We start from the raw sequence: 23,618 nt of genomic DNA, 5'->3' as shown, positions 1-23,618 counted from the left end.
GTATCTGGGAGTTCCCGGCAAATGCCCTCTGTTTCCGAGCACAGTCTACCAGAAGCGCTCTATTCCGCCGACTCGGTGCGGGCGATGGATCGCTATCTGATTGAACAGCAGGGGGTGGATGGCTTCGAATTGATGCAAACGGCAGCTAGATCGGCGTTCCGCCATCTGGTGGCATTCTGGCCTGGTGCGCAGCCTGTGCTTGTGTTGTGCGGAGCTGGCAATAATGGCGGTGATGGTTACCTGGTGGCCGCCAACGCTAAGCGTCATGGCATTGATGTGGCGTGTGTTGCCGTGGCGCCGACGGAAAAGCTCACGGGCGACGCCCGGTCTGCGTGCCAGAAAGCCCGGGCCGATGGTGTCGAGATTCTTGAAGGCAGTGCCCTGTCCGATGCCGATTTGCAAGCGCGGATGGATAGCGCTGCGGTGGTGGTAGATGCCATGCTCGGTACCGGAGTAACCGGCGCGCCCAGGGAGCCCTTTGCCAATGTTATTGGTCAGTTGAACCAATCCGGAAAGCCTGTATTGGCGGTGGATTTGCCGTCCGGCCTGGATGCCACAACCGGTGCCGCGACAGGGGATGTGGTGCATGCCGATGTGACGGTCACTTTTATCGGCGCCAAGAGTGGCCTCTTCACCGGCGCAGGCGCGGGTGTCTGTGGTCAGGTAATGTTTGAAGCGCTGGGGGCGATTAACGCCGGTCAGCAGAGCGGGGAAATGCCCTTGGCCGAGCTTTATCCCTGGGCGCGATGCCAGTCCTGGTTGCCGGAACGCCCCGCTAACGCCCACAAGGGCATGTTCGGTCATGTCCTGGTGGTGGCGGGAGATCACGGTTTCGGCGGGGCGGGTATCATGGCTGCAGAGGCGGCCTCCAGGGCCGGCGCCGGGTTGGTGTCATTGGCCACCCGGCCGGAATACGTTACCGCTGCGCTGGCTCGTTGTCCGTCGTTGATGGTCAGGGGTGTAACCCACGGGTCTGAGTTGCCGGCTTTACTGGAGAAACCCGATGTCGTGGTCTGCGGACCCGGGATCGGCCAGTCCGCCTGGGGACAGCAAATGCTGCAGCAGGTTATTGCCAGTGGCAAGCCCAGAGTGTTGGACGCAGATGCACTCAACATCATGGCCGACCGCGCCCCGGCACCGGCGGACAACCATGTGCTGACGCCCCACCCGGGAGAAGCGGCCAGGCTGCTGGGCTGCAGTGTTCAGGAAGTCGAGGGGGACAGGATGGGAGCGGCAGCACGCATACAGAAGCTGTGGCATGGCATTGTCCTGCTCAAAGGTGCGGGTACGGTTGTTGCCACCGGCAGCGGAGTGCCCGGCATAATACCGGGCGGTAATCCGGGGATGGCGACAGGGGGCATGGGCGATGTGCTGTCGGGCATCCTGGGGGCATTTCTCGGGCAAATTCCGTCCGCCCGTCAGGCGGTAATGGCTTCAGCGGCTTTACATCTGGCGGCCGCGGATGAGGCGGGGCAGAATAAAGGCTATATGGGGCTGCTCCCGGCTGATGTGATCGAAGCCGTGCCACAGGTGCTGGTAAGGTCGGAGCGGCCTGAATGTTTTAGTGACCGGGGGAATCGATGAGTATTTTTGGTAATGAACGCCGGTTGTTTCTGGAAGATGAGGCCGAGACGGAAAAACTTGGTGGTGAGTTGGCCCGGTTGGCCAGTCATGCCCGGGAAGGCCTCACCGTTTTTCTCGACGGCGAATTGGGGATGGGCAAGACGACCCTGAGCCGTGGTGTTATGAGAGGGCTTGGCCACGAGGGTGCCGTCAAGAGCCCGACCTATACACTGGTTGAACCCTACGAACACTTGGAACCACCGGTGTACCATTTTGATCTGTACCGGCTGGGTGACCCCGAGGAACTGGAATACATGGGAATCCGGGATTATTTTGCCAGCCAGAGCATCCGGATTATTGAGTGGCCGGAGCGTGGTCAGGGAGTCTTGCCTGATCCGGATCTGGAAATCCATCTTGAACGGGAAGGTCAGGGGCGCTCTGTGGTATTGCGCGCCCGTTCGGAGCTTGGGGCTTCCTTGCTTAATGAAATAGAACTGATAGGGCCGGATTCATGAAAATCTTGGTGATTATGGCGCTGTTGCTTTCAGCCAGTACAGTTTTGGCCGGTACCCGTGTCGAGGGGGTGCGTTTGTGGCCGGCTCCGGATCATACCCGCCTGGTGCTGGACACTGCCGGTCTGGTTGAGCACAACGTATTCTCTCTGAGTGGACCGTCCCGGCTGGTTATTGATCTGAAGGATGCTGCTCTCGGCACGGATTTCAGCAAGGTCGACCTTTCCGGCAGCCCCATTCAGCGTATTCGCAGCGCGCCAAGGAATGGTAACGATTTGCGGGTGGTGCTGGATCTGAAAAGTGATATCAAGCCTCGCAGCTTTGTGCTGGAGCCGAATCAGCAGTATGGCCATCGTCTGGTGGTCGATTTGATTGACGAACAGGGCAGCCGTCTCGATCGGGCGACGAGCCCGACGGTGACCCAGGATTCTGCCGGTAAGCGTGACATTATCGTGGTTATCGACGCCGGTCATGGCGGCGAAGATCCGGGCGCAATCGGGCCCCGGGGGACCCGGGAAAAGGATGTCGTGCTGAGAATGGCAAAGCGTCTGGCCGATCTGATCAACCAGCAGAAAGGGTTCACTGCCAAGCTTACTCGGACAGGCGATTATTACGTGGGCTTGCGGAACCGCACCTTGCTGGCCCGCAAGTACAACGCGGATCTGTTCGTGTCGGTGCACGCCGATGCCTTCAGAACGCCGCAGCCACGGGGAGCATCCGTCTTCGCGCTGTCTCAGCGCGGTGCCACCAGTGAAACGGCTCGATGGCTCGCCCAGAGCGAGAACCGTTCAGATTTGATCGGTGGTGCCGGCGGTGTCTCTCTGGATGGCCGTGATGACATGCTGGCCGGGGTATTGCTGGATCTCTCCATGACCGCAAGTATCAACGCCAGTCTGGGGGTTGGAGATTCCGTGCTGGGCCGGTTGGGCCGTGTGGCCAAGCTTCACAAACAGGGGGTGGAGCAGGCGGCATTTGTGGTTTTGAAGTCGCCGGACATCCCCTCGATTCTGGTGGAGGCCGGTTTCATCTCGAATCCGACCGAAGAGAAGAATCTTGCGTCCGAGTGGTACCGCAACAAGCTGGCCAACGCCATTTTCGATGGCATCGAGCAGTATTTTCGTCGCACACCACCTCCCGGCACGTTGCTGGCCTGGGAAAAACAGCAAAACCGGGGTGGCACCGACGTCAGCCAGTACCGGATACAGCGAGGTGATACTCTCTCGGGCGTTGCCCGGGAGAATCAGACCACCGTCAGCGAGCTGATGCGCTTTAACGGGATGAACGATGATCGTGTTATGGTAGGGCAAACCATTCGCATCCCCTCATCCTGATCAAGAGGTAGTCCCCGGATATGCCCCACATCCAGTTACTGTCCCCCCGGCTTGCCAACCAGATTGCTGCCGGGGAGGTGGTAGAACGTCCTGCTTCTGTTGTTAAAGAGCTGGTTGAAAATGCCCTGGATGCCGGGGCCTCGCGCGTCGATGTGGAGATCGAGCAGGGTGGGGCAAAACTGATCCGGGTGCGTGACGACGGCTCCGGTATTGAAGAGGCGGACCTGCCTCTGGCCCTGAGCCGGCATGCCACCAGCAAAATCCTGACCCTGGATGATCTTGAGGCTGTGGCCTCTCTGGGATTCCGGGGTGAGGCATTGGCCAGTATCAGCTCCGTGTCACGCCTGACCCTCACCTCCCGTACCGAGTTGCAGGAAGCGGCGGCCCGTGTTGAGGTGGAAGGCCGCGACATGGATGCTCGCATCTCACCGGCGGCCCATCCCGTGGGTACCACGGTTGAAGTGAGGGATCTGTTCTTCAATACTCCTGCCCGCCGCAAATTCCTGCGCACGGAAAAAACCGAATTCAACCACGTTGAAGAGTGTGTTCGCCGTCAGGCTCTGAGTCGGTTCGATACCGGTTTTACCCTGCGTCATAACCAGAGAGTGGTGCAAAGCCTGCGCCCTGCTGAGACGGATCTGGACAAGGAACGTCGGATTGGTTCGCTGTGTGGCCAGCAGTTTATCGACAATGCGGTAGTTATTGATGCCGAGGCCACCGGGTTGCGCCTTTGGGGTTGGGTGGCGCTGCCGACCTTTTCCCGCAGTCAGGCAGATCTGCAGTACTTTTTTGTGAATGGCCGGGTGATCCGGGACAAACTGGTCGCCCATGCAGTTCGCCAGGCCTACCGGGACGTTCTGTACAACAACCGTCACCCTGCATTTGTGCTGTACCTGGAGGTAGATCCGGCTACGGTGGATGTCAACGTTCACCCAACCAAGCATGAGGTTCGGTTCCGCGACGGCCGGCTGGTTCACGATTTTATTTTCCGGACTCTGCATCGAGCCCTGGCGGATGTACGCCCGGACGATCATCTCCGTGGGGCGGCGGCCCAATCCTTTGGTCGTGAGTCTGCGGTTGTTGAACCCGAGCATTCGGCTGGCGGTTTTAGTGCCCCGGGTACATCGGGACCCTGGCCCACACAGTCACGCACTGAGGCTTATCCGTCGTCGCCCGGGCAGTCACCCCAGCAGGAGTGGCGGGCCAGTGATCAGATGGCGTTTTACCAGTCGTTGAATGAGGGTGGCGGTGTTTCAACCCCTGTTGCCCGGGCAGAAATGCCAGCGGCGTCAGCTTCGGTTACGCCGCCCAGGGATGATGCGGAAGAGCCGCCACTGGGTTATGCGATTGCCCAGCTGCACGGAATCTACATTCTGGCCCAGAGCCGTGCCGGCCTGATCGTGGTGGATATGCATGCCGCCCATGAGCGTATTACTTATGAGCGCATGAAGCGGGCCCTGGTCGAACAGGATCTTAAGAGCCAGCCTTTGCTGGTGCCCCTGTCACTGGCAGTGAGCCAGAAAGAGGCGGCGCTTGCGGAGAGCCATGGAGAAGAGCTGCAGCACCTTGGTCTGCAGATTGAGCGTATCGGGCCAGAGACGTTGGCAGTGCGGCAGATCCCGGCATTGCTCCGAGGGGCAGACACTGAGCAGCTGGTGCGCGATGTGCTGGCAGATCTGATTGAGCACGGCCAGAGTGATCGCGTTGAAGCGGTCACCCATGAATTGCTCGGCACCATGGCCTGCCATGGGTCGGTGCGGGCAAACCGGCAGCTCACGATTCCAGAAATGAATTCGTTGCTTCGCGATATGGAAGCAACGGAGCGCAGCGGACAGTGCAACCATGGCCGTCCCACCTGGACCCTGGTCACCCTGTCTGAACTGGACAAGCTGTTTCTGCGGGGGCGCTAAGCGGTGATTCCCGATAACCGCTCCCAGCAGGGTTCATTGCCGCCAACGATCTTTCTGATGGGGCCGACTGCGTCTGGCAAGACCGATCTTGCCATTGAGCTCTGCCGTACGTTGCCCTGTGAAATCATCAGTGTGGATTCCGCGATGGTTTATCGTGGCATGGACATTGGCACTGCCAAACCTTCGCCTGAAGAACTCGCGCTGGCACCACATCGATTGATCGATATCTGTGATCCGGCGGAGACCTATTCCGCGGCGGATTTTCGCCGCGATGCGTTGGCGGCCATGAGCGATATATCTGGCCGTGGCCGGATCCCGTTGCTGGTGGGTGGCACCATGATGTACTTCAAGGCGTTGCTGCATGGCATGTCGAATCTGCCTTCGGCAAATCAGGCGCTGCGGGCAGAAATTGAGCGGGAAGCCGAACGCGATGGCTGGGGCGCCCTTCATGAGGAGTTGGCAGAAAAAGATCCCGAGGCTGCGCGCCTGATTCATCCCAACAATCGCCAGCGACTGATGCGGGCCATTGAGGTGATCCGGCTTACAGATAAGCCGATCTCCTCGTTCTGGCAGTCAGAATCGGGAACTTCCGGGCAACATCCGCAGTCTGGTATTGAGGATTACACGTATTTTACCAGCTGGCAGGCAGACGAAAGCGCTGGCCTGCCGTATACTGTTTTTCAGTTTGCCCTGGCGCCTGCCGAGCGCTCTGTGCTGCATTCGCGGATACAGAAACGGTTTCTGGCAATGCTGGAAGCAGGCTTCCTTGATGAAGTCCGTGCCTTGATGGCGCGGGGTGATCTCAGCCCCGATCTTCCCTCGATGCGTTGCGTGGGTTATCGACAGGCCTGGGATTACCTGTCAGGCAACGAGGATTACGACAGCTTTGTTGCCAAGGGCGTTGCCGCCACCCGTCAGTTGGCGAAACGGCAGCTTACCTGGTTGCGAAAATGGCGAGATGTGCACTGGCTGGACTCCGCCGACCCGCAAGTGGTGCTGGATACCTTGAAAAAATCCGGGCTTCACACCACATTTAACGTTGAATAATGACGATCTGCATTTACTTATAAACAGGAGAAAACACATGTCAAAAGGGCACTCTTTACAAGACCCTTACCTCAATGCATTGCGCAAGGAACGCATTCCGGTTTCCATCTTTCTGGTCAATGGTATCAAGCTTCAGGGCCAGATTGAGTCTTTTGACCAGTTCGTGATTCTTCTCAAGAACACGGTGAGCCAGATGGTTTACAAGCACGCTATTTCCACTGTGGTTCCTGCTCGTAACGTCCGGCTACCGCAGCAGAACCCGGCAGGTGAAGGTGAGTCTGAAGACTGATAACGCCTGCTTTTCCCGCTTTCACACCCGCGCTCCAGGACAGCCTATGTGCTTGAATGGTCGCGGGTGTTTGTGTTTATGGAGTTGATGAAACTTGTTTGAGCGTCCAGATGTCGGAGAACGGGCGGTTCTCGTTCACATTGATTTTACCGCCCACGACGATACCGAAGATCCGGGAGAGTTCCGGGAACTGGTGACATCCGCCGGCGTAGAGCCGGTTGCTACGGTAACCGGCACCCGGAAGCAGCCCAGCCCGCGTTTTTTTGTGGGAGAGGGCAAGCTTGAGGAAATCCGGGATGCCGTGGCCGCTTCCGAGGCCGATGTGGTGCTGTTCAATCATGCCCTGAGCCCGAGCCAGGAACGTAACATTGAGCGCGAGCTCAAGTGCCGGGTGCTTGATCGCACGGGCGTGATCCTGGATATCTTTGCGCAGCGGGCCCGGACCCACGAGGGCAAGCTGCAGGTGGAACTGGCGCAGCTGGAGCATATGTCTACCCGGCTGGTGCGGGGCTGGACTCACCTGGAGCGCCAGAAAGGGGGTATCGGCTTGCGGGGGCCGGGTGAAACCCAGCTCGAAACCGACCGCCGGCTGCTGCGCGAACGCATCAAATCCATTCACCGGCGCCTGGAAAAAGTCCGCAAGCAACGGGATCAGGGCCGTCGCGCACGCAAGCGTGCCGACATACCCACGTTGTCGCTGGTGGGTTACACCAACGCGGGCAAGTCCACGCTGTTCAACCGAATTACCACTTCCAGCGTATATGCAGCAGACCAGTTGTTCGCGACCCTGGATCCGACCCTGCGCCGTCTGGAACTTCCCGACATCGGGCCGGTCGTAATGGCCGACACCGTGGGCTTCATCCGGCATTTGCCGCACAAGCTGGTGGAGGCCTTCCGGGCGACGCTGGAAGAAACCACGCAGGCCACGTTGCTGTTGCATGTGATCGACTGTCACGACAGCCGCCGGGATGAAAACATCGAGCAGGTGGAAAATGTGCTGGCCGAAATCGGAGCCGATGAGATTCCGATGCTACAGGTGTTCAACAAGATTGACCTGCTTGATGGTTTTGAGCCCCGCATTGATCGCAACGAAGAAGGATTGCCGGTGCGAGCCTGGGTGTCGGCCGTAAGCGGTGAAGGCCTGCAGCTGCTGTTTGACGCCATCGTCGAGCGTCTGGCAGAGGATGTGGTGCACCACTTTGTGCGCCTGGGTCCGGCCGATGGCAAGCTCAGAGCGCTGCTGCACGAGGCCGGTTCGGTTCTGAGCGAAGAGCATTGCGACAACGGCGATCAGGTACTGGAAGTCCGGCTGCAGAACCGGGACTGGCTGCAGCTTTTGAGCCGTGCCGGTGTGCGTGAAGACGTGATCCGGTTGGAAAGCCGGCCGGTCTGAACGGCCCCTGCTATTGCCGGGGCCTTGATAAATCCCTAGTATTTGCAGCCATTCGATTAAACACGAACGGAGAGAACTATGGCCTGGAATGAACCGGGTGGAAACCGTAACGACAACGATCCCTGGGGAACCGGTGGTGGTCGTCGCGGCAATGATCAGGGGCCGCCAGACCTCGACGAAGCGCTGAAAAAAGGGCTCGACAAGCTCAATCGCATGCTTGGCGGCAAAGGCGGTAATTCTGGAGGTGGCAGCAGCTCCGGTGGCAGCGCAGGTGGTTTTGGTGCCATTCTGGCCATTGCGGCCATCCTGGTCGCGGGCTATGTCATCTACCAGTCGTTCTATACGGTTGACGAACAGGAGCGGGCGGTGGTGCTGCGCTTCGGTGAATACAACCGTACCGAGGAGCCGGGTCTCCGCTTCAAGGTGCCCTTGATTGACACCGTCAACAAGGTTCGCGTTACCAGCATCCGTACTGCCGAGTCCTCTGGCCAGATGCTGACCCAGGATGAAAACCTGGTGACCGTGGATCTTCAGGTCCAGTATCGCGTGGGTGATGCCCGGGCGTACGTGCTGAATGTACGGGATTCCAACCAGGCCCTGGCTTTTGCCACCGATAGTGCCCTGCGTCATGAGGTCGGTAGTTCTTCACTGGACGACGTACTGACTGAAGGTCGGGCGGAACTCGCCGTGCGGGTTGAGCAGCGCCTGCAAAGCTTCCTGAGAGATTACGGAACCGGCCTCGAGATTGTCCGGGTCAACGTCGAGAGCACCCAGCCTCCAGCGCCGGTACAGGACGCGTTCCGTGAGGTTCAGCGTGCTCGCGAGGATGAGCAGCGTCTGAAGGAAGAAGCGGAAACCTACCGCAACAAGATTGTTCCCGAGGCCCGAGGTCAGGCACAGCGCATGATTGAGGAAGCCAACGCGTACAAGCAGGAAGTAATCGAGCGGGCACGCGGTGAAACTGCACGCTTTAACCAGCTGCTGGCCGTGTATGAGCAGGCCCCGGTCGTTACCCGTGAGCGCATGTATATCCAGGCACTGGAGCAGGTGCTGGGTAACAGCAGCAAAATCCTTGTCGATACCGAGAGCAGCGGCAACATGATGTATCTGCCCCTGGATCGTCTGACGCAGGGTTCGCTTTCGTCATCTGGCAGCCGGATGTCCGGCAGCAGTGGCCAACAGGTGGATATCCAGACCCTGACCGATCAGGTGTTGCAGGAGCTGCGCACCCGCCAGGACACCAATACCCGGAGGAGCAGATAAGTTATGGGACCTAAAGGTGTAGTGGGCCTTGCAGGCGCCCTTATTGTTGTCCTGCTCGTGCTGTCCAGTGTTTACATCATTCCTGAGACCCATCGGGGCGTGAAACTTCGCTTCGGGGAGCTGGTTGAAACCAATATTCAGGCTGGCCTGCATTTCAAAGTGCCGGTTATTGACCAGATCAGGGAGTTTGATATCCGGGTGCTGACGATGGATCTGCCTTCCCGCCAGTACCTGACGGTTGAGAAGAAGCCGCTGGATGTGGATTCCTATGTTGCCTGGAAGATCCTTAACGTGGATCAGTTCTATCGCGCCACGGGTGGCGATGAGTTCCGTGCGCAGACCCTGATCCTGTCTCGCGTGGACAACGGTCTCCGGGATGAATTCGGTATCCGTACCATGCATGAGGTGGTGTCCGGTCAGCGGGACGAGCTGATGCACACGCTACGTGATCGGGTCAACGAGACCTCCATCAAGGAGTTTGGTATCGAAGTCCTGGATATTCGGGTGAAAGCCATCGAGTTCCCCGGACAGGTGAGCGAGAACGTCTATCGGCGGATGGCCACGGAGCGCCAGAAGCTGGCCCAGGAATTCCGTTCCCGGGGGCAGGAGCTGGCCGAGGGTATCCGTGCTGATGCCGACCGTCAGCAAACGGTGATCCTGGCCAACGCCTTTGCAGAAGCCGAAACCACACGCGGTGAAGGTGACGGGGAAGCGGCCGCCATTTACGCTCAGGCCTACGGTGCCAACGAGGAGTTCTACAGCTTCTACCGCAGCCTGCAGGCGTACCAGAATACCTTCTCCAGCAAGGACGACATCATGGTGATTGATTCCGACAGTGACTTTATGAAGTTCCTGAAGAGTCCTGCCGGCGCTAACTGAGCCGGCTGACACCAGCCAAGCCGGAATCTGCGGGGAATTTTTACTGAACCCCTGGATTCCGGTTTTTTTGTGCCTGCCAACCGTGTAAAATTCTGGCGGTTTTGTGTCGGGTTTTCTGAGCCCGAGCGCCTAAATCCTGAGTTACCCCCTGGTCCTATGGCCAGCGTGGGAGAAACGGACAACAGAATCTCATGACTGTATCTGATCGCTGGTTACTGCCTGACGGGGTAGAGGACATTCTGCCGCCGCTGGCCGGGCGGATCGAGTCCCTGCGCCGGGATGTTATGGATACCTGCCAGCGCTGGGGCTACCAGCTGGTTATTCCTCCGCTGATTGAATATCTCGAATCCCTCTTTACCGGTACAGGCCACGACCTGGAACTGCAGACGTTCAAACTGACCGATCAGCTGACCGGTCGGATGATGGGTGTTCGCGCCGATATGACGCCCCAGGCTGCCCGCATAGACGCCCATACCTTGGGCCAGGACGGCATTACCCGGCTCTGCTATGCCGGACATGTGCTGCATACCCGACCTCGCCACATGCTGACCGGACGGACACCGATACAGGCCGGTTGTGAGCTGTTTGGCAGTGGCTCCGAAGCTGCCGATATGGAAGTGATCAGTCTGATGCTGGAAACCCTGCGCGTGGCCGGTTTGCCCAGGCTGCATCTGGACCTGGCTCACGTTTCGATTTATGAAAGCCTGGTTTCTGACGCCGGATTTGATCGTGATACCGAAGCGGCGGTGTTTGATGCCATGGCACGCAAGTCCGTACCCGAGCTGGATCGCCTGCTGGGTGAGTGTGTGCCGGGCTCTGCCGGTTTCAGGTTGCGCCAGTTGGCCAGGGTCAGCGGTGGGGTAGAATCCCTGGCCGATGCCCGGGAAATTCTCAGTGGCGCCTCCGGTGCTATTGATGCGGCGCTGGATCAACTTGCCCGAGTGGCGGACATGTTGAACCGCGATTTTCCGGAAGTCAGCCTGGGCTTCGACTTTTGTGAATTGCGCGGATACAACTATCACACCGGTTTGGTCTTTGCGGCCTATGTGCCGGGCCATGGCGATGCTGTGGCGAAAGGTGGCCGATATGACGCTATTGGCAGTGACTTTGGTCGCGCGCGGCCTGCCACCGGGTTCAGTCTGGATATCCGCGCACTGGTGTCGCTGGGCGAACGCCCGTTCCGTAAAGCCGGAGCCATATGGGCGCCAGCGGACAACGATGCCAGGCTGGAAGGCGTGATTTCCGGCCTGAGAATGACTGAAACGGTGATCCGGGCATTGCCGGACGATCGTGAGACGGATCCTTCGGAGCGGGGGTGTGACCGTCAACTGGTGAATCGTGATGGCCAATGGGTGGTAGAAACCATCGCCTGAGCCGTTTTTGTTTAATTTCCGGGGTAAATCTTCAGGGCGTGTGCTTCTGGCCCGTCTGAATTGAGAGAGAATCATGGGTAAAAACGTAGTTGTGCTGGGCACCCAGTGGGGTGATGAAGGCAAGGGCAAGATTGTTGACCTTCTGACAGACAAGGTGGCTGCCGTTGTCCGCTTTCAGGGCGGGCATAATGCCGGTCACACACTGGTGATCGAAGGTAAGAAGACGGCTCTGCACCTGATTCCGTCCGGCATACTGCGGCAGGATGTCCAGTGCCTCATCGGTAACGGTGTGGTGCTCTCGCCGGAAGCCCTGCTGAAAGAAGTGCGGGAGCTGGAGGCTAACGGTGTTGCCGTTCGTGACCGCCTGAAAATCAGCCTGGCGTGCCCGATTATCCTGCGCACCCACGTGCGTATTGATCAGGCCCGCGAACGTGCCCGTGGCAATGACAAGATTGGTACCACCGGCCGGGGAATTGGCCCTGCGTATGAGGATAAGGTTTCCCGCCGGGGTGTTCGGTTGGGTGACCTGTGCAACCCCGCCGATTTCGAGATCAAGCTGCGGGAAATCATGTCGTACCACAACTTCGTTCTCACCGAGTACTTCAAGGAAGAGGCCGAGGATATCGATGCGGCCCTGGAAGAGCTCAAGCAGATGGGCGAGGAAATCCTGCCCATGGCCGCAGACGTAACCGATATTTTGCACGACTACCGCAAGCGCGGAGAGCACATCCTGTTCGAAGGCGCTCAGGGCTCGTTGCTGGATATCGACCTGGGTACCTATCCGTACGTGACGTCCTCCAATACCACCGCTGGCGGCACCGCTACCGGCTCCGGTTTTGGTCCGCTGTATCTGGACTATGTGCTGGGTATCACCAAGGCCTACACTACCCGGGTAGGTTCCGGCCCGTTCCCGACCGAACTGTTTGACGACATGGGCAAGCACCTCGCCGTCAAGGGCAACGAAGTGGGCACTACCACCGGTCGTTCCCGCCGTTGTGGCTGGTTTGATGCGGTCGCCCTGCGCCATGCTATCCAGATCAACAGTGTGTCCGGTATCTGCCTGACCAAGCTGGACGTTCTGGACGGTCTGGAAACGGTGAAGGTGTGTATTGGCTACAAAACTCCGAACGGCGAAATCACCCGTCCCCCCATCGGCTGCGACAGCTACAGCGATATCGAGCCGGTGTATGAGGAGCTGCCGGGCTGGAGCGAGAGCACGGTTGGCCTGACCAGCGTGGATCAGCTGCCGGAGAACGCCAAGGCCTATATCCACTTCCTGGAAGAGCAGATTGAGGCGCCGATTGATATTATTTCCACCGGTCCGGATCGTGTGGAAACCATTACTCTGCGGCATCCGTTCGGAGAGTAAGTTCAGAAGCTAATAAAAACCGCCTGTGGTGGATGCCCCAGGCGGTTTTTTTGTGCCGGTTTTCTGGTGCAGGGTGTCAGGGCTTTTCTGCGATCAGTGTCGCCCGCTTGGGGCCTGGGTAGCCTTCAATGGTTTTCGAGGGGTTGTCTGGGTCCAGAAAGTCCGCCAGTGAATTGAAACGCATCCAGTCGGTCTGGCGCTGCTCATCGGTGGTGGTCTCACTGACGTCTACCACCCGGGCGTTGCGGAACCCGGTTCTGTCCAGCCACCGGAGCAGGGTCGGGCAGCTCGGCAAGAACCAGACGTTGCGCATCTGGCCGTAACGGTCTTCGGGCATCAGGCTGTAGCCCTCCGGGCCGTCTACAACCAGGGTTTCCAGCACCAGTTCGCCGCCGCGACGCAGCGTGCCCTTGAGTTCCAACAGATGGTCCAGCGGTGAACGACGATGATACAGCACGCCCATGGAGAAGGTGGTGTCAAAGCATTCCATGTCGGCCGGGAGGTCTTCCATGCGCACCGGGAGCAGATCGACCGGAGCCTGGCCCAGATACCCTTTGACTGCCAGGAACTGAAACATGAACAACAGCCCCGGGTCGATGCCGATCACCTGCCTGGCCCCCGCTCCAGCCATGCGCCAGCAATGGTAGCCGGAGCCGCAGCCCACATCCAGAATGGTGCGCCCGGCCAGATCCGCCAGATGCGGCGCTACCCGGTCCCATTTCCAGTCTGATCGCCATTCGGTGTCAATGTAGGTACCGAAAAAATCGAACGGGCCCTTACGCCAGGGCATCAGTCCCCGCAATCCGTTCTCAAGGCGGGTCATGGCGTCTGGATCCAGGCCGCTGGGGCTGGTCAACGTGATTGCAGACCGATTCAGGTCGACCCTGGCATCGGCAACATCTGGCAAGGACTGCAGTGCGTTGTGCCAGCGTTCCATATCGCCGTGGGGGTTGTCCTCAAACCGTCGAGTGAGTTGTTCTTTCAGGGCTGTGGTCCACCGGGTGTTACCGGTTTCGTTCAGGTAGGAAAGAACGGGATCAAAGTGCTTGTGCCAGTCAAACAGTGCCATGGTATGTCTTTCGGTGGATAAGTCAGGAGTTCTTGATGGCCAGCATCGAGACAAAGTTGAAGCACTGGTACCACACCAGTACCTGGTCAAAGCCGGCGCGCTGCAATCGATCCCGGTGGTCTGCCAGGGTTTCCGGGATCAGTACTTTCTCGATGGCGGCACGCTTCTGGCTGATTTCCAGGTCCGAATAGCCGTTGGCCCGCTTGAACTCGTGATGAAGGCGGGTCTGGATGGCCTGTTCCGCGTCGGATTCAAATCGGATCTTCTCGGACAGAACCAGCACGCCGCCGGGCAGGGTGGCGTCGCCGATACGGGTCAGCAGGGCCAACCGCTGCTCGGGCGGCACGAACTGCAGCGTGAAGTTCAGGGTGGTGACTGAGGCATTGCTCAGTTCGGTGCTCAGGATGTCCTCGCAGCGCAGTGTAACCGGCAGGTCGTGATCATCCAGAGCGACATAATGCTCGCAGCGCTCAATCATCGCCTCGGAATTGTCCACGCCCACCAGAGTGCAGTCCGGGTAGGGGATGCCATGGCGCATGGCCAGAGTGGACGCGCCGAGCGAGCAGCCCAGGTCGTAACAATGTGAGCCTGGCTGAACGTACTGTTCCGTGATCACCTCAATCATCGGGATGATGGTGGTGTAGCCGGGGACAGAGCGACGGATCATGTCCGGAAACACCCGGGCGACGGACGCGTCAAAGCGGAAATCCTCGGGATTGCGCTCAGTGGCAAATAACCGGTCGGTCAATTGCTCCGGGGGCGTGCGATTACTCATCGCCCGCTCCGGCCTCGCGCTCATCGGGGCGAGGTGTCGCCAGATCCTTGTCGGTAGGGGACGGCCGTGCGCAGCGAACCCCACGGTTTTTGTAGTCGACCAGAATGCCCCGGAAAGATGGATCGACATCGGCAGCAATGGCCAGGTAGCCATTCTCACAAACGGCGTGCAGCTCCGAGGATTTGCGGGACATACGGAAGGTTTCGCCGGGTTTGACGTGAATGGCGGTAAATTCACCCACCGGAGCGTGGTCCTTGTTGTCGGAGTGATCAATCCGGCCAGACGCTTCCAGCACCAGTACCGTGCCGACGATGGCGGCAACTCCGGTAACAATCAGGCTTTTGGCTGTGAAACGCCGTTCGTTATCGCTCATGGGTACCTCGTGTCAGAAAATCAGAATTGGCCCGGCACGCTGATAGCCGGTTCCTGTAGTGCGGCCAGCTGTTCCCGTAAGGACAGGATCTGGTCTGACCAGAACCGCGGCTGTGAAAACCAGGGGAAGAATCTCGGGAAGGCCGGATCTTCCCAGCGCCTTGCCAGCCACGCACAGTGGGCGACTTGCCTGTAGCATCGCAGGGGTTCAATCAGGTGGCGTTCGCGACGATTGAAATCCCGGAACATTTCATAGCCTTCCAGCAATTCGCCAAGCTGGGCGCCCCGCTCGCTGGCGTCTCCGTTCAGTAGCAGCCACATGTCCTGTACCGCCGGGCCTGTGCGACAGTCGTCCAGATCCACAAACAGCATGGTTTCGTCCCGGCACAGAATGTTGCCGGCGTGACAATCACCGTGAATGCGCAAGGTGTCTACCGGGCCGGCTTCGGCTATCCGTTCACGGCAGTTGGCGATCAGGTCCGGAATCAGGGAATTCCAGGCCGGTCTGAGATCATCCGGAATCCAGTTACCTTCCACCAGCAGCTGGTTGTTCTGTTCCAGCCCCGCCAACAGATCAAACCCAGGTCTGTGCTCAAACGGTTTCAAGGCACCAATGTTGTGAATCTGCCCCAGCCACTGGCCCAGTCTATACAGGGTGTCGGTCACACTGGTATCCGGGGCCTGGCCGCCGCGTTGCGGAAATACCGCGAATCTGAAATCCCCGTACTGGCCGAGGGAATGCCCGCCCGGCAGCACCAAAGGGGCAACCACGGGCACCCCGGCCTCCTGCAGTGACAGGGTAAATTCGTGTTCTTCCAGAATCGCCGCATCTGGCCAGCGGCCTGGACGGTAGAATTTGGCAATTACCGGTGGCTTGTCTTCAATGCCGACCTGATAGACGCGGTTCTCATAGCTGTTCAGGGCAAACAGCCGGCCGTTGACCTCGAATCCCTGCGCCTCAATGGCATCCAGAATGACTTCCGGGGTGAGGGCATCGTAGGGATGCGAGGATGGGGTGATCGCCGGAGGTTCAGTCTGCATAGGGCTCAGAATGTGGTGTCGTATCGGGTTTTCATGGATTGCAAATGGTACCAGTTTTCGTCCAGCTCCCAGCGAATGCGGTTGACCCGACCCGTGGCCAGGACGAGATCCCCGGCTCTGGCCTGAACCTGGGCAAGCTCCCGTTCTGCTTTCTGCCAGTCGCGATGGGTGTCTGCCAGATGGCGCATGCCGGGGAATACGGCGGTCAGGGCCTTCTGGGTTGATACCGAGTGGGACCGAAGAGAACTGATGACGGCAGTATCTCCCTCAACCCTCAATACGCGGTGCTGGTACGGGTAACCGGCGACGACTCTGTCTTCCTTCAGTTGCGCGTTCAGGTGGGTCACTTCAAAGCCACGCCAGCCAATCCAGCCAACAAAAAGCGCGGCAACCACCATAACGGTAATAAACTGTTTTCTATCAGACATCGCCAGGCTCCATGCGTTCATTCTGTCTTGGGGCAAGTATAACGGTTCTTGGCGGGCAGGTAATGCAACCAGCGTTGATCTGCGGTAATTTCCCTGCCAGAGAGCAGGGTAGAGGAATGCGGAGTGGCTCAGGAGCAGTTCAGTATACAGACCGTAGTAATCGGCGCCGGCGTAGTAGGACTTGCCATTGCGCGTGCGCTGGCCCGTTCGGGGAGAGAGGTGCTGGTGCTGGAAGCCGGTGCCGCCATTGGTGAAGGCATATCCTCCCGCAACAGCGAAGTCATTCATGCCGGTATCTACTACCCGGAGCATTCCCTCAAGGCTCGATTTTGCGTGGAAGGCCGGCAGCAGCTTTATGAATATTGTGTCAGCCATAAGGTTATGCATCGAAAATGCGGGAAGTGGATCATTGCCAGTGACGCCGCGCAGGCCGAACGTCTTGTTGGCATTCAGGCGCAGGCGGGCCGAAACGGTGTGTCCCTGGCGTTATATGAGGGCACTGCGATGGCGTGCCAATTGCCCTCAATCCAGGCCACTGCCGGGCTCTGGTCTTCGCAAACCGGGATCGTAGACAGTCATGGCCTGATGCTGGCGCTGCAGGGTGATCTGGAAGACGCCGGTGGTCAGATTGCGTTGAACAGTCCGGTGGTGTCTGCCGAATCCGGTCCGGAGGGGCATGTTCTGAAGGTGGGTGGGACCGGAGATCTGTTGCTGAAGGCTCGGGAAGTGGTTAATGCTGCTGGACTTGGCGCCCCAGCACTTGCGGGGCTATGGTCAGGGTTGCCCGAGTGTGCGAGGCCGAAACAATGGTTGGCCCGGGGTGTTTATTTCAGCTTCAGTGGCCGCCATCCATTCAATACTCTGATCTATCCCATGCCCGAACCCGGTGGGCTCGGCATTCATCTGACTCTCGATCTGGCTGGCCAGGCCAGGTTTGGGCCGGATGTGGAATGGATTGACGAAGAAAGCTATCGGGTCGATCCGAAGCGTGTTCGTGGATTTGCTGACAGTATCCGGCGCTGGTGGCCGTCCCTGGACGAGGCCCGTCTGCAGCCGGCTTATGCGGGCATTCGCCCTAAACTGGCGGGCCCGGATGGCGGCTTTGCCGATTTCCGCATCGATGGCCCCGAGAAACATGGTATTGACGGCCTGGTCAATCTGTTCGGGATTGAGTCGCCAGGACTCACCTCGTGTCTGGCCATCGCCGGACACGTACTGGCAGAACTCGCCAATTGATCAGCCGGGTGTACGCGCCAGTGCCCAGACCTGGATTTCCTTCGCTCCCGCTCTGGTGAGCACCGAGGCCAGCTCGCGAACGGTGGCTCCGGTAGTGACCACGTCATCAACAATGGCGATGTTTGCCGGCACCGGTCCGGTAACCTCAAACAGCCCCTGAAGATTGGCCAGTCGGCTTGTCCGGTTCAGTTTCCGTTGTGCGTGAACTCGTCGCGTTCGTCGCACCAGACGGGCGTTGACAGGCAGGTCCAGCCGCCTTCCCACGGCCTCGGCAATATCCTGGGCCTGATTGAAGCCCCGTTGCCAGCGCCGGGTCCAGTGCATGGGGGCGGGGATCAGAACCTGCGGCCGGCCCTCGGTTGCCAGATGATGCTCAATGTAGTCGGTAAAACCCGCCAGTAATGGTCGCGCGAATTTGTGCTGGCCGTGGTATTTGTAGCGGCCGATCATGCCATCAACCGGGAACTGGTAACGCCAGGGGATCAGCGAGCGGCTGTAACGCGGTGGTGAAGCCAGGCATTCGCCGCAATGTCCATCCGGGGTTGGAAAGGGCAAGGGCAGAGCGCAGGTCAGACAGCACCAGCGGTTGGCGGGCAGGTCGTTCCGGCAGTCCTGGCAAAGGCCATCCTGGGCAGCGCCAGCGAGGCAGATGACGCAGCGTCCGGCGCGTCTTGAGCTGTTAACCTTAACCTTTGTCGAGGTTGACAGCGAGATCAGTCCGTTTATCATCGCGGTTTATCCGTAAACCAAAAATCCCGGAAAGGTTAACAGGACTCTCACATGACTGCCACCGCTACCCGTCACGACTGGACGCTTCAGGAAGCTCGCGAGCTTTTCAATCTTCCGTTCAATGATCTTCTGTTTCGCGCCCAGAGCATCCACCGGGAGCACTTTGACCCGAATGAGGTTCAGGTGAGCACGCTGCTCTCGATCAAGACCGGTGCCTGCCCTGAAGACTGCAAGTATTGCCCGCAGAGTGGTCATTACAACACCGGGCTTGAAAAGGAGAAGCTGCTGGAAATCGAGAAGGTGGTGGCTGAGGCCCGCGTTGCCAGAGAAAAAGGGGCATCCCGGTTCTGTATGGGTGCCGCCTGGCGTAGCCCGTCAAAGAAAGACATGCCCTACGTTCTGGATATGGTCCGCCAGGTGAAATCCCTGGGCCTGGAAACCTGTATGACACTGGGCATGCTCAAAGAAGAGGAAGCCAGGGAGTTGGCAGACGCTGGCCTGGATTACTACAACCACAACCTGGATACCTCCGAGAAATACTATAACCACATCATCACGACCCGTACCTACCAGGACCGCCTGGATACGCTCGACAATGTGCGCAAGGCCGGTATGAAGGTTTGTTGTGGCGGCATCATGGGTATGGGTGAGGATGAGGATGACCGCGTCGGTCTGCTGGTTCAGCTTGCCAATTTACCCCAGCACCCGGAGAGCGTGCCGGTGAACATGCTGGTGAAGGTGAAGGGGACGCCGCTGGAAGATGTGGAAGACCTGGACCCATTTGATTTCATTCGCATTATCGCCGTCGCCCGGATCATGATGCCGGCTTCCCATGTACGTTTGTCCGCGGGCCGTGAGCAGATGAATGAGCAGATGCAGGCACTCTGTTTCATGGCGGGAGCCAACTCCATTTTCTACGGTGAGAAACTGCTGACCACCTCGAACCCGGAGGCGGATGCGGACATGCAGTTGTTCCGCAAGCTGGGTATCCGGCCGGAGCAGCGGGAGCAGTGCGCGACCGAGGAGCAGGAGGAAGAGGCCATTGCCGAGGCGGTGGAATATGAGGCCACACGGCACATGTTTTACGACGCGACCCGGGAGTCTGCGTGATTCCGCATGCGTGACTTCGCCAAAGAGATAGAAGAACGAAAGCAGGCCGGGTTGTACAGAACCCGCCGCCTGATCGCCGGCCCCCAGCAGCCGACGCTGACGGCGGATGGCCGGTCGTTGCTGTCGTTCTGCAGTAACGACTATCTGGGCCTGGCCAGTCATGGCGAAAACATGCGGGCGCTGGAGCAGGCGCTGCCGGAGGTTGGCCTGGGCGGAGCTGCTTCGCATCTGGTTTGCGGCCACCACGAGGCCCATCATCGCCTTGAGCAGAGGCTGGCAGCGTTCACTCGGCGGAGTGCGGCATTGTTCTTTTCCACCGGGTACATGGCAAACATGGGTGTCATTTCCGCACTGGCGGGCCGTGGCGATACCATCTTCTCGGATCGACTGAATCACGCTTCGATCATTGACGGCTGCATTCTCAGCCGTGCCCGCGTGCGCCGCTATGCTCACGGTGATGTGGCCGCGTTGGAAGCCATGCTCTCAGCAACCTCCGGCCACAAACTGGTGGTTACCGATGGCGTGTTCAGCATGGACGGAGACATTGCGCCACTCACGGAACTGGCTCGCGTCTGTAAGGCTCACGATGCGCTTCTGGTGGTGGACGATGCCCATGGCATTGGTGTTCTCGGGCCACAGGGCCGGGGGAGCGTGCTGGAAGCCGGGTTGTGCCAGGAGGATGTGCCGGTGTTGATCGGTACTCTGGGCAAGGGCGTGGGAACCTCCGGGGCCTTTGTCGCTGGCTCTGACGTGTTGATTGACTACCTGGTACAGAAGGCCCGGACCTATATCTACACCACCGCCATGCCGCCGGCACTGGCCGCGGCAACCTGCGCCAGCCTGGATGCTGTTGAGAGCGGCGATGAGCGACGCGCTCATCTTGACGCGTTGATTCAGCGATTCAGGGCAGGTGCTCAGGATCTGGGTTATGAGCTGATGTCATCCCGAACGCCCATTCAGCCCATCATGATTGGAGATAACTGGACCGCGCTGGCCCTCAGCCGTGCACTGGAGGATGAGGGGCTGCTGGTAACGGCGATACGGCCGCCCACGGTACCGGAGGGCGAGGCCCGCTTGCGGGTTACGCTCAGCGCCGCCCACACGGAAGCGGATGTTGACCGGTTGCTGCGGGCCCTGGCGAAGAGCCGTTCCGTCCTGAGTGAGGCCGTGGCCCGGGAGCCAGCACTATGACCATCTATACCCGAATCGAACCAGCGGCTCAGGCGGAAGGCGGAACCGGAAGCAAGCAGTCCATCGCCCGGGGGTTCGGGGGCGCCAGTGCCACCTACGACGGTGCATCCCGCCTACAGAAAATCATGGGCGACGCCATGCTCGCCGAGCTTGCAGACACGCCCGTGCCCGAATCGGTTCTTGATTTGGGCTGCGGAACCGGCTGGTTTAGCCGGAAGTTAGCGGAGCAATACCCCCATTCCGCGGTTACCGGCGCAGACCTTTCACCAGGCATGCTGGCTGAGGCTGCGAATCGGAGCCCGGGAGCAATCTACTGGCTACACGCTGATGCCGAACAGATTCCGTTGGCGGATAACAGCGTTGACCTGATCTTCAGTAATCTGATGATTCAGTGGAGCGCCCGGCCGGAACTGATCCTTCGGGAGTGCCGCAGAATTCTCAGGCCTGGCGGACGACTGGCCATATCGACACTGCTAGACGGCACCTTGTCTGAATTGAAGCAGGCCTGGGCCGAGGCCGATCCGGGACAGGCGCACGTAAACCGGTTTGTTCCGGAAGCACAGTGGAAAGCGCTCGTGGAGACGGTTCTGTCAAACCCAAAACAGGTTACTGAAACCATCTCACTGCCGTACCAGTCACCCATGCACCTCAATCGTGAGTTGAAAGAACTCGGTGCGGTGTTTAAAGGCGAAGAGCGCCGGCGGACGGTGACAGCGCCGGGGCGTTTTCGGGCGATGTGTCGTGCCTATCCGACGCGAGCTGACAACGTCGTTGAGGCTGGGTACTGTGCGGCTTGGGCGTATTGGGTTGGTTAGTTGAGCTGTTCGTATTCAGTGGTTGGACTTCCTCTGAAACATTTGGGCGAGGGTGCCACTTCTCCTTCCAGGACTGTTGAGGGCCAAGGACGGCCCGAAACAAGCGCACATGGATGTGCTTGTAGCGTGTCCTGGAAGGAGAAGTGGCACCCTCGCTTGCGCCAAAAGTAGGAATATAAAGCATGGCGAAACATACTTTCTTCGTTACAGGCACCGACACCGGCGTCGGCAAAACCATTGTCTCCGCCGCCATTCTCGAGGCAGCCAAATCCGCCGGCAAGCGAACCCTGGCCATGAAACCCATCGCTTCCGGCTGCGACCAGACCCCTGAGGGCCTGAGAAACGAAGACGCCCTGATGCTGCAGGCCGCCATCACCGAAAAACTACCCTACGACACCATCAACCCCATCGCCCTCAAGCCCGCCATCGCCCCCCACGTAGCTGCCCAGCAGGCCGGAAAACAGGTCACCGCCCAGCGAATCGTCGGGTTTTGTCGTGGCATGCAGATCCGCCCCGCCGATCTTCTGCTGATCGAAGGCGCCGGTGGCTGGCAAGTACCACTCAATGATCGGGAAACCTACGCAGCGGTGCCGGGAGAGTTGAAACTGCCGGTGATACTGGTTGTGCCGCTGCAACTGGGGTGTATCAATCATGCCATGCTCAGCGCCGAAGCGATTCGCGCCGACGGACTGGTTGTTGCAGGCTGGGTAGGTAACCATCCCGAAGAACAGGTGATGAGTTGCGAACAGGATACCCTGAACTACCTGTCCACCCACCTCGGCGCGCCTTGCCTCGGTGTGCTTCCCTGGTTGGAAAATACCGATACCGCCGAGATGCCGGCGATCCTGTCGCGGTATTTGAATATAACGCCGCTGATTGAAAATTGACCAGGAATGTGAGTTAATCAGGTCAAAGGTTCGTCACAGGAATGGCTGCTCATGATTAACAACACACTTGCTATCGGGATTCAGGGTATCCAGGACGGCATGGTGGGCATGGAGAACGCGGCCCGGAAAATTGCCCGAGGTGGCGTTGACGGTCCTCAGGGCTCAGCGGAGGGCGCTGGAAATCTGGTGGAACCCATGATCGACCTGAAACTATACGAGCGCAGCGTCGAGGCCTCTGCTCAGGTCGTTAAAACCGCCGATGAAACGCTGGGTACCCTGCTGGATATTCGCGCCTGAGCCAGGTTTCTGTGAACGTATTCTCCTCAATCGCTCCCATCTTCTCCGGCTCTCCCACCGGTGCGTCCACGCCGGTCGCAGGCAGTGGCCGAACACCGGAGGCTTCCGGTGAAAAGCCTGCCACTGGCGATACTTCATCAACCTCAAAACCGGTTGAGCAGTCTTCCGAAGGACGAAAATCCGACCAGTCTTCCGAATCACGCTCCGACGCGCGCGAGAATCCGCAAGGCCTGACAGATGAAGAGCTGAAGCAGCTGACTGATCTCAAAGCCCGGGACAGGGAAGTGCGTGCTCACGAGGCGGCGCATCAGGCTGCTGGTGGGCAGTACGCGGGTGCTATGTCGTTTACCTACCAGCGAGGGCCGGATGGCGCCCAGTATGCGGTAGGCGGTGAAGTTCCCATTGATGTTTCGCCGGTGGCGGGGGATCCTCAGGCCACCATTGAAAAAATGCGCGTGGTGCGGTCTGCTGCCATGGCGCCTGCCCAGCCCTCCGGTCAGGATCGCGCTGTTGCCGCCCAGGCCATGCAGACCATGTTGCAGGCACAGTCGGAGCTGGCGGCGGGTGAGGGCGAATCCCGGACGGCGGAAGCCTCTGCCAGTGTTGAGGGAAGCCAGGGTGATGCTCGCAGTGCCCGTTCCCGCGAGGCGGAAGAGAGCTACCGCAATGTCTCTGCCATGGCTGGCGACTCCCGCTATTCCGAGTCTGTGACTTCCCTGTTCGCCTGATCGCTTCGTCT

At 59.2% G+C, this 23,618-nt stretch carries 24 protein-coding genes; 18 read left to right on the top strand and 6 right to left on the bottom strand.

Annotated elements, in window-relative coordinates; all coding sequences use genetic code 11:
- The first annotated feature begins 21 nt into the window (after positions 1 to 21).
- From Q669_RS04750 to Q669_RS04700, 11 genes are all read left to right on the top strand, one after another.
- A complete protein-coding gene (locus Q669_RS04750) occupies positions 22 to 1,584 on the top strand; it encodes an NAD(P)H-hydrate dehydratase (RefSeq protein ID WP_036148858.1) in 1,563 nt (520 codons plus the stop codon).
- Positions 1,581 to 2,078 (top strand): tRNA (adenosine(37)-N6)-threonylcarbamoyltransferase complex ATPase subunit type 1 TsaE, encoded by a 498-nt coding sequence (gene tsaE, locus Q669_RS04745; protein ID WP_011786218.1) that lies wholly within the window; start codon positions 1,581 to 1,583, stop codon positions 2,076 to 2,078. Before Q669_RS04750 ends, tsaE begins: the two co-directional genes overlap by 4 nt.
- On the top strand, positions 2,075 to 3,406 hold the full coding sequence (locus tag Q669_RS04740) for an N-acetylmuramoyl-L-alanine amidase (protein WP_014422153.1): 1,332 nt from the start codon (positions 2,075 to 2,077) through the stop codon (positions 3,404 to 3,406). Before tsaE ends, Q669_RS04740 begins: the two co-directional genes overlap by 4 nt.
- 20 nt (positions 3,407 to 3,426) lie before the next feature.
- Positions 3,427 to 5,316, top strand: a complete 1,890-nt coding sequence (mutL, locus tag Q669_RS04735) for a DNA mismatch repair endonuclease MutL (protein ID WP_014422152.1) — start codon at positions 3,427 to 3,429, stop codon at positions 5,314 to 5,316.
- Positions 5,317 to 5,373: 57 nt separating this feature from the next.
- Positions 5,374 to 6,363 carry a tRNA (adenosine(37)-N6)-dimethylallyltransferase MiaA gene (gene miaA / locus Q669_RS04730; protein WP_220150698.1) on the top strand — a complete coding sequence of 330 codons (990 nt, stop codon included), beginning with the start codon at positions 5,374 to 5,376 and terminating at the stop codon, positions 6,361 to 6,363.
- 37 nt (positions 6,364 to 6,400) lie between these two features.
- Positions 6,401 to 6,652 (top strand): RNA chaperone Hfq, encoded by a 252-nt coding sequence (gene hfq, locus Q669_RS04725; protein WP_011786214.1) that lies wholly within the window; start codon positions 6,401 to 6,403, stop codon positions 6,650 to 6,652.
- 94 nt (positions 6,653 to 6,746) lie between these two features.
- Positions 6,747 to 8,045: a ribosome rescue GTPase HflX gene (gene hflX, locus Q669_RS04720; RefSeq protein WP_022991412.1), complete on the top strand. Its 1,299-nt coding sequence runs from the start codon at positions 6,747 to 6,749 to the stop codon at positions 8,043 to 8,045.
- A gap of 78 nt (positions 8,046 to 8,123) precedes the next feature.
- Positions 8,124 to 9,308, top strand: a complete 1,185-nt coding sequence (hflK, locus tag Q669_RS04715; RefSeq protein WP_022991411.1) for an FtsH protease activity modulator HflK — start codon at positions 8,124 to 8,126, stop codon at positions 9,306 to 9,308.
- A gap of 3 nt (positions 9,309 to 9,311) precedes the next feature.
- Positions 9,312 to 10,187, top strand: coding sequence for a protease modulator HflC (gene hflC, locus Q669_RS04710; RefSeq protein ID WP_011786211.1), 876 nt, complete (start codon positions 9,312 to 9,314; stop codon positions 10,185 to 10,187).
- A gap of 191 nt (positions 10,188 to 10,378) precedes the next feature.
- Complete coding sequence (locus tag Q669_RS04705; protein WP_011786210.1) at positions 10,379 to 11,560, top strand: ATP phosphoribosyltransferase regulatory subunit; 1,182 nt, start codon at positions 10,379 to 10,381, stop codon at positions 11,558 to 11,560.
- Between the two features lie 73 nt (positions 11,561 to 11,633).
- Entirely contained in the window at positions 11,634 to 12,929 is a 1,296-nt protein-coding gene (locus Q669_RS04700; RefSeq protein WP_014422146.1) for an adenylosuccinate synthase, read from the top strand.
- A gap of 76 nt (positions 12,930 to 13,005) precedes the next feature.
- Here the strand turns inward: Q669_RS04700 and cmoB are convergent, their stop codons facing one another.
- The 5 genes from cmoB to Q669_RS04675 are packed head-to-tail and all read right to left on the bottom strand — an operon-like array spanning position 13,006 to position 16,614.
- Complete coding sequence (cmoB, locus tag Q669_RS04695) at positions 13,006 to 13,998, bottom strand: tRNA 5-methoxyuridine(34)/uridine 5-oxyacetic acid(34) synthase CmoB (RefSeq protein ID WP_011786208.1); 993 nt, start codon at positions 13,996 to 13,998, stop codon at positions 13,006 to 13,008.
- A 22-nt stretch (positions 13,999 to 14,020) separates the two neighbouring features.
- The gene (cmoA, locus tag Q669_RS04690; RefSeq protein ID WP_011786207.1) at positions 14,021 to 14,773 is read right to left on the bottom strand and encodes a carboxy-S-adenosyl-L-methionine synthase CmoA; all 753 of its coding nucleotides are present in this window, start codon (positions 14,771 to 14,773) and stop codon (positions 14,021 to 14,023) included.
- Positions 14,766 to 15,146, bottom strand: a complete 381-nt coding sequence (locus Q669_RS04685; protein WP_011786206.1) for a hypothetical protein — start codon at positions 15,144 to 15,146, stop codon at positions 14,766 to 14,768. Before Q669_RS04685 ends, cmoA begins: the two co-directional genes overlap by 8 nt.
- Positions 15,147 to 15,166: 20 nt before the next feature.
- Complete coding sequence (locus Q669_RS04680; RefSeq protein WP_011786205.1) at positions 15,167 to 16,186, bottom strand: serine/threonine protein kinase; 1,020 nt, start codon at positions 16,184 to 16,186, stop codon at positions 15,167 to 15,169.
- 5 nt (positions 16,187 to 16,191) lie between these two features.
- The gene (locus tag Q669_RS04675) at positions 16,192 to 16,614 is read right to left on the bottom strand and encodes a hypothetical protein (RefSeq protein WP_022991410.1); all 423 of its coding nucleotides are present in this window, start codon (positions 16,612 to 16,614) and stop codon (positions 16,192 to 16,194) included.
- 123 nt (positions 16,615 to 16,737) lie between these two features.
- Here Q669_RS04675 and Q669_RS04670 point away from each other — a divergent pair, with 123 nt between their 5' ends.
- On the top strand, positions 16,738 to 17,850 hold the full coding sequence (locus Q669_RS04670) for an NAD(P)/FAD-dependent oxidoreductase (RefSeq protein ID WP_022991409.1): 1,113 nt from the start codon (positions 16,738 to 16,740) through the stop codon (positions 17,848 to 17,850).
- Here Q669_RS04670 and Q669_RS04665 read toward each other — a convergent pair whose 3' ends face one another.
- Complete coding sequence (locus tag Q669_RS04665; RefSeq protein WP_014422143.1) at positions 17,851 to 18,579, bottom strand: ComF family protein; 729 nt, start codon at positions 18,577 to 18,579, stop codon at positions 17,851 to 17,853.
- Positions 18,580 to 18,630: 51 nt separating this feature from the next.
- Between Q669_RS04665 and bioB the strand changes: the two genes are divergently transcribed.
- From bioB to Q669_RS04635, 6 genes are all read left to right on the top strand, one after another.
- Positions 18,631 to 19,689, top strand: coding sequence for a biotin synthase BioB (bioB, locus tag Q669_RS04660; RefSeq protein WP_014422142.1), 1,059 nt, complete (start codon positions 18,631 to 18,633; stop codon positions 19,687 to 19,689).
- A 6-nt stretch (positions 19,690 to 19,695) separates the two neighbouring features.
- A complete protein-coding gene (gene bioF, locus Q669_RS04655) occupies positions 19,696 to 20,880 on the top strand; it encodes an 8-amino-7-oxononanoate synthase (protein WP_014422141.1) in 1,185 nt (394 codons plus the stop codon).
- On the top strand, positions 20,877 to 21,695 hold the full coding sequence (gene bioC, locus Q669_RS04650; protein WP_022991408.1) for a malonyl-ACP O-methyltransferase BioC: 819 nt from the start codon (positions 20,877 to 20,879) through the stop codon (positions 21,693 to 21,695). Before bioF ends, bioC begins: the two co-directional genes overlap by 4 nt.
- Positions 21,696 to 21,877: 182 nt before the next feature.
- Positions 21,878 to 22,582, top strand: coding sequence for a dethiobiotin synthase (gene bioD, locus Q669_RS04645; RefSeq protein WP_022991407.1), 705 nt, complete (start codon positions 21,878 to 21,880; stop codon positions 22,580 to 22,582).
- 51 nt (positions 22,583 to 22,633) lie between these two features.
- A complete protein-coding gene (locus tag Q669_RS04640) occupies positions 22,634 to 22,879 on the top strand; it encodes a flagellar basal body rod C-terminal domain-containing protein (RefSeq protein ID WP_011786197.1) in 246 nt (81 codons plus the stop codon).
- Between the two features lie 11 nt (positions 22,880 to 22,890).
- Positions 22,891 to 23,607, top strand: a complete 717-nt coding sequence (locus Q669_RS04635) for a putative metalloprotease CJM1_0395 family protein (RefSeq protein ID WP_022991406.1) — start codon at positions 22,891 to 22,893, stop codon at positions 23,605 to 23,607.
- Positions 23,608 to 23,618 lie beyond the last annotated feature (11 nt).

Source organism: Marinobacter sp. C1S70, from assembly GCF_000475355.1.
GTDB classification, from domain to species: domain Bacteria; phylum Pseudomonadota; class Gammaproteobacteria; order Pseudomonadales; family Oleiphilaceae; genus Marinobacter; species Marinobacter nauticus.
Note: the sequence above shows the minus strand (reverse complement) of the source record. Positions and strands in the feature narration are given on the sequence as shown.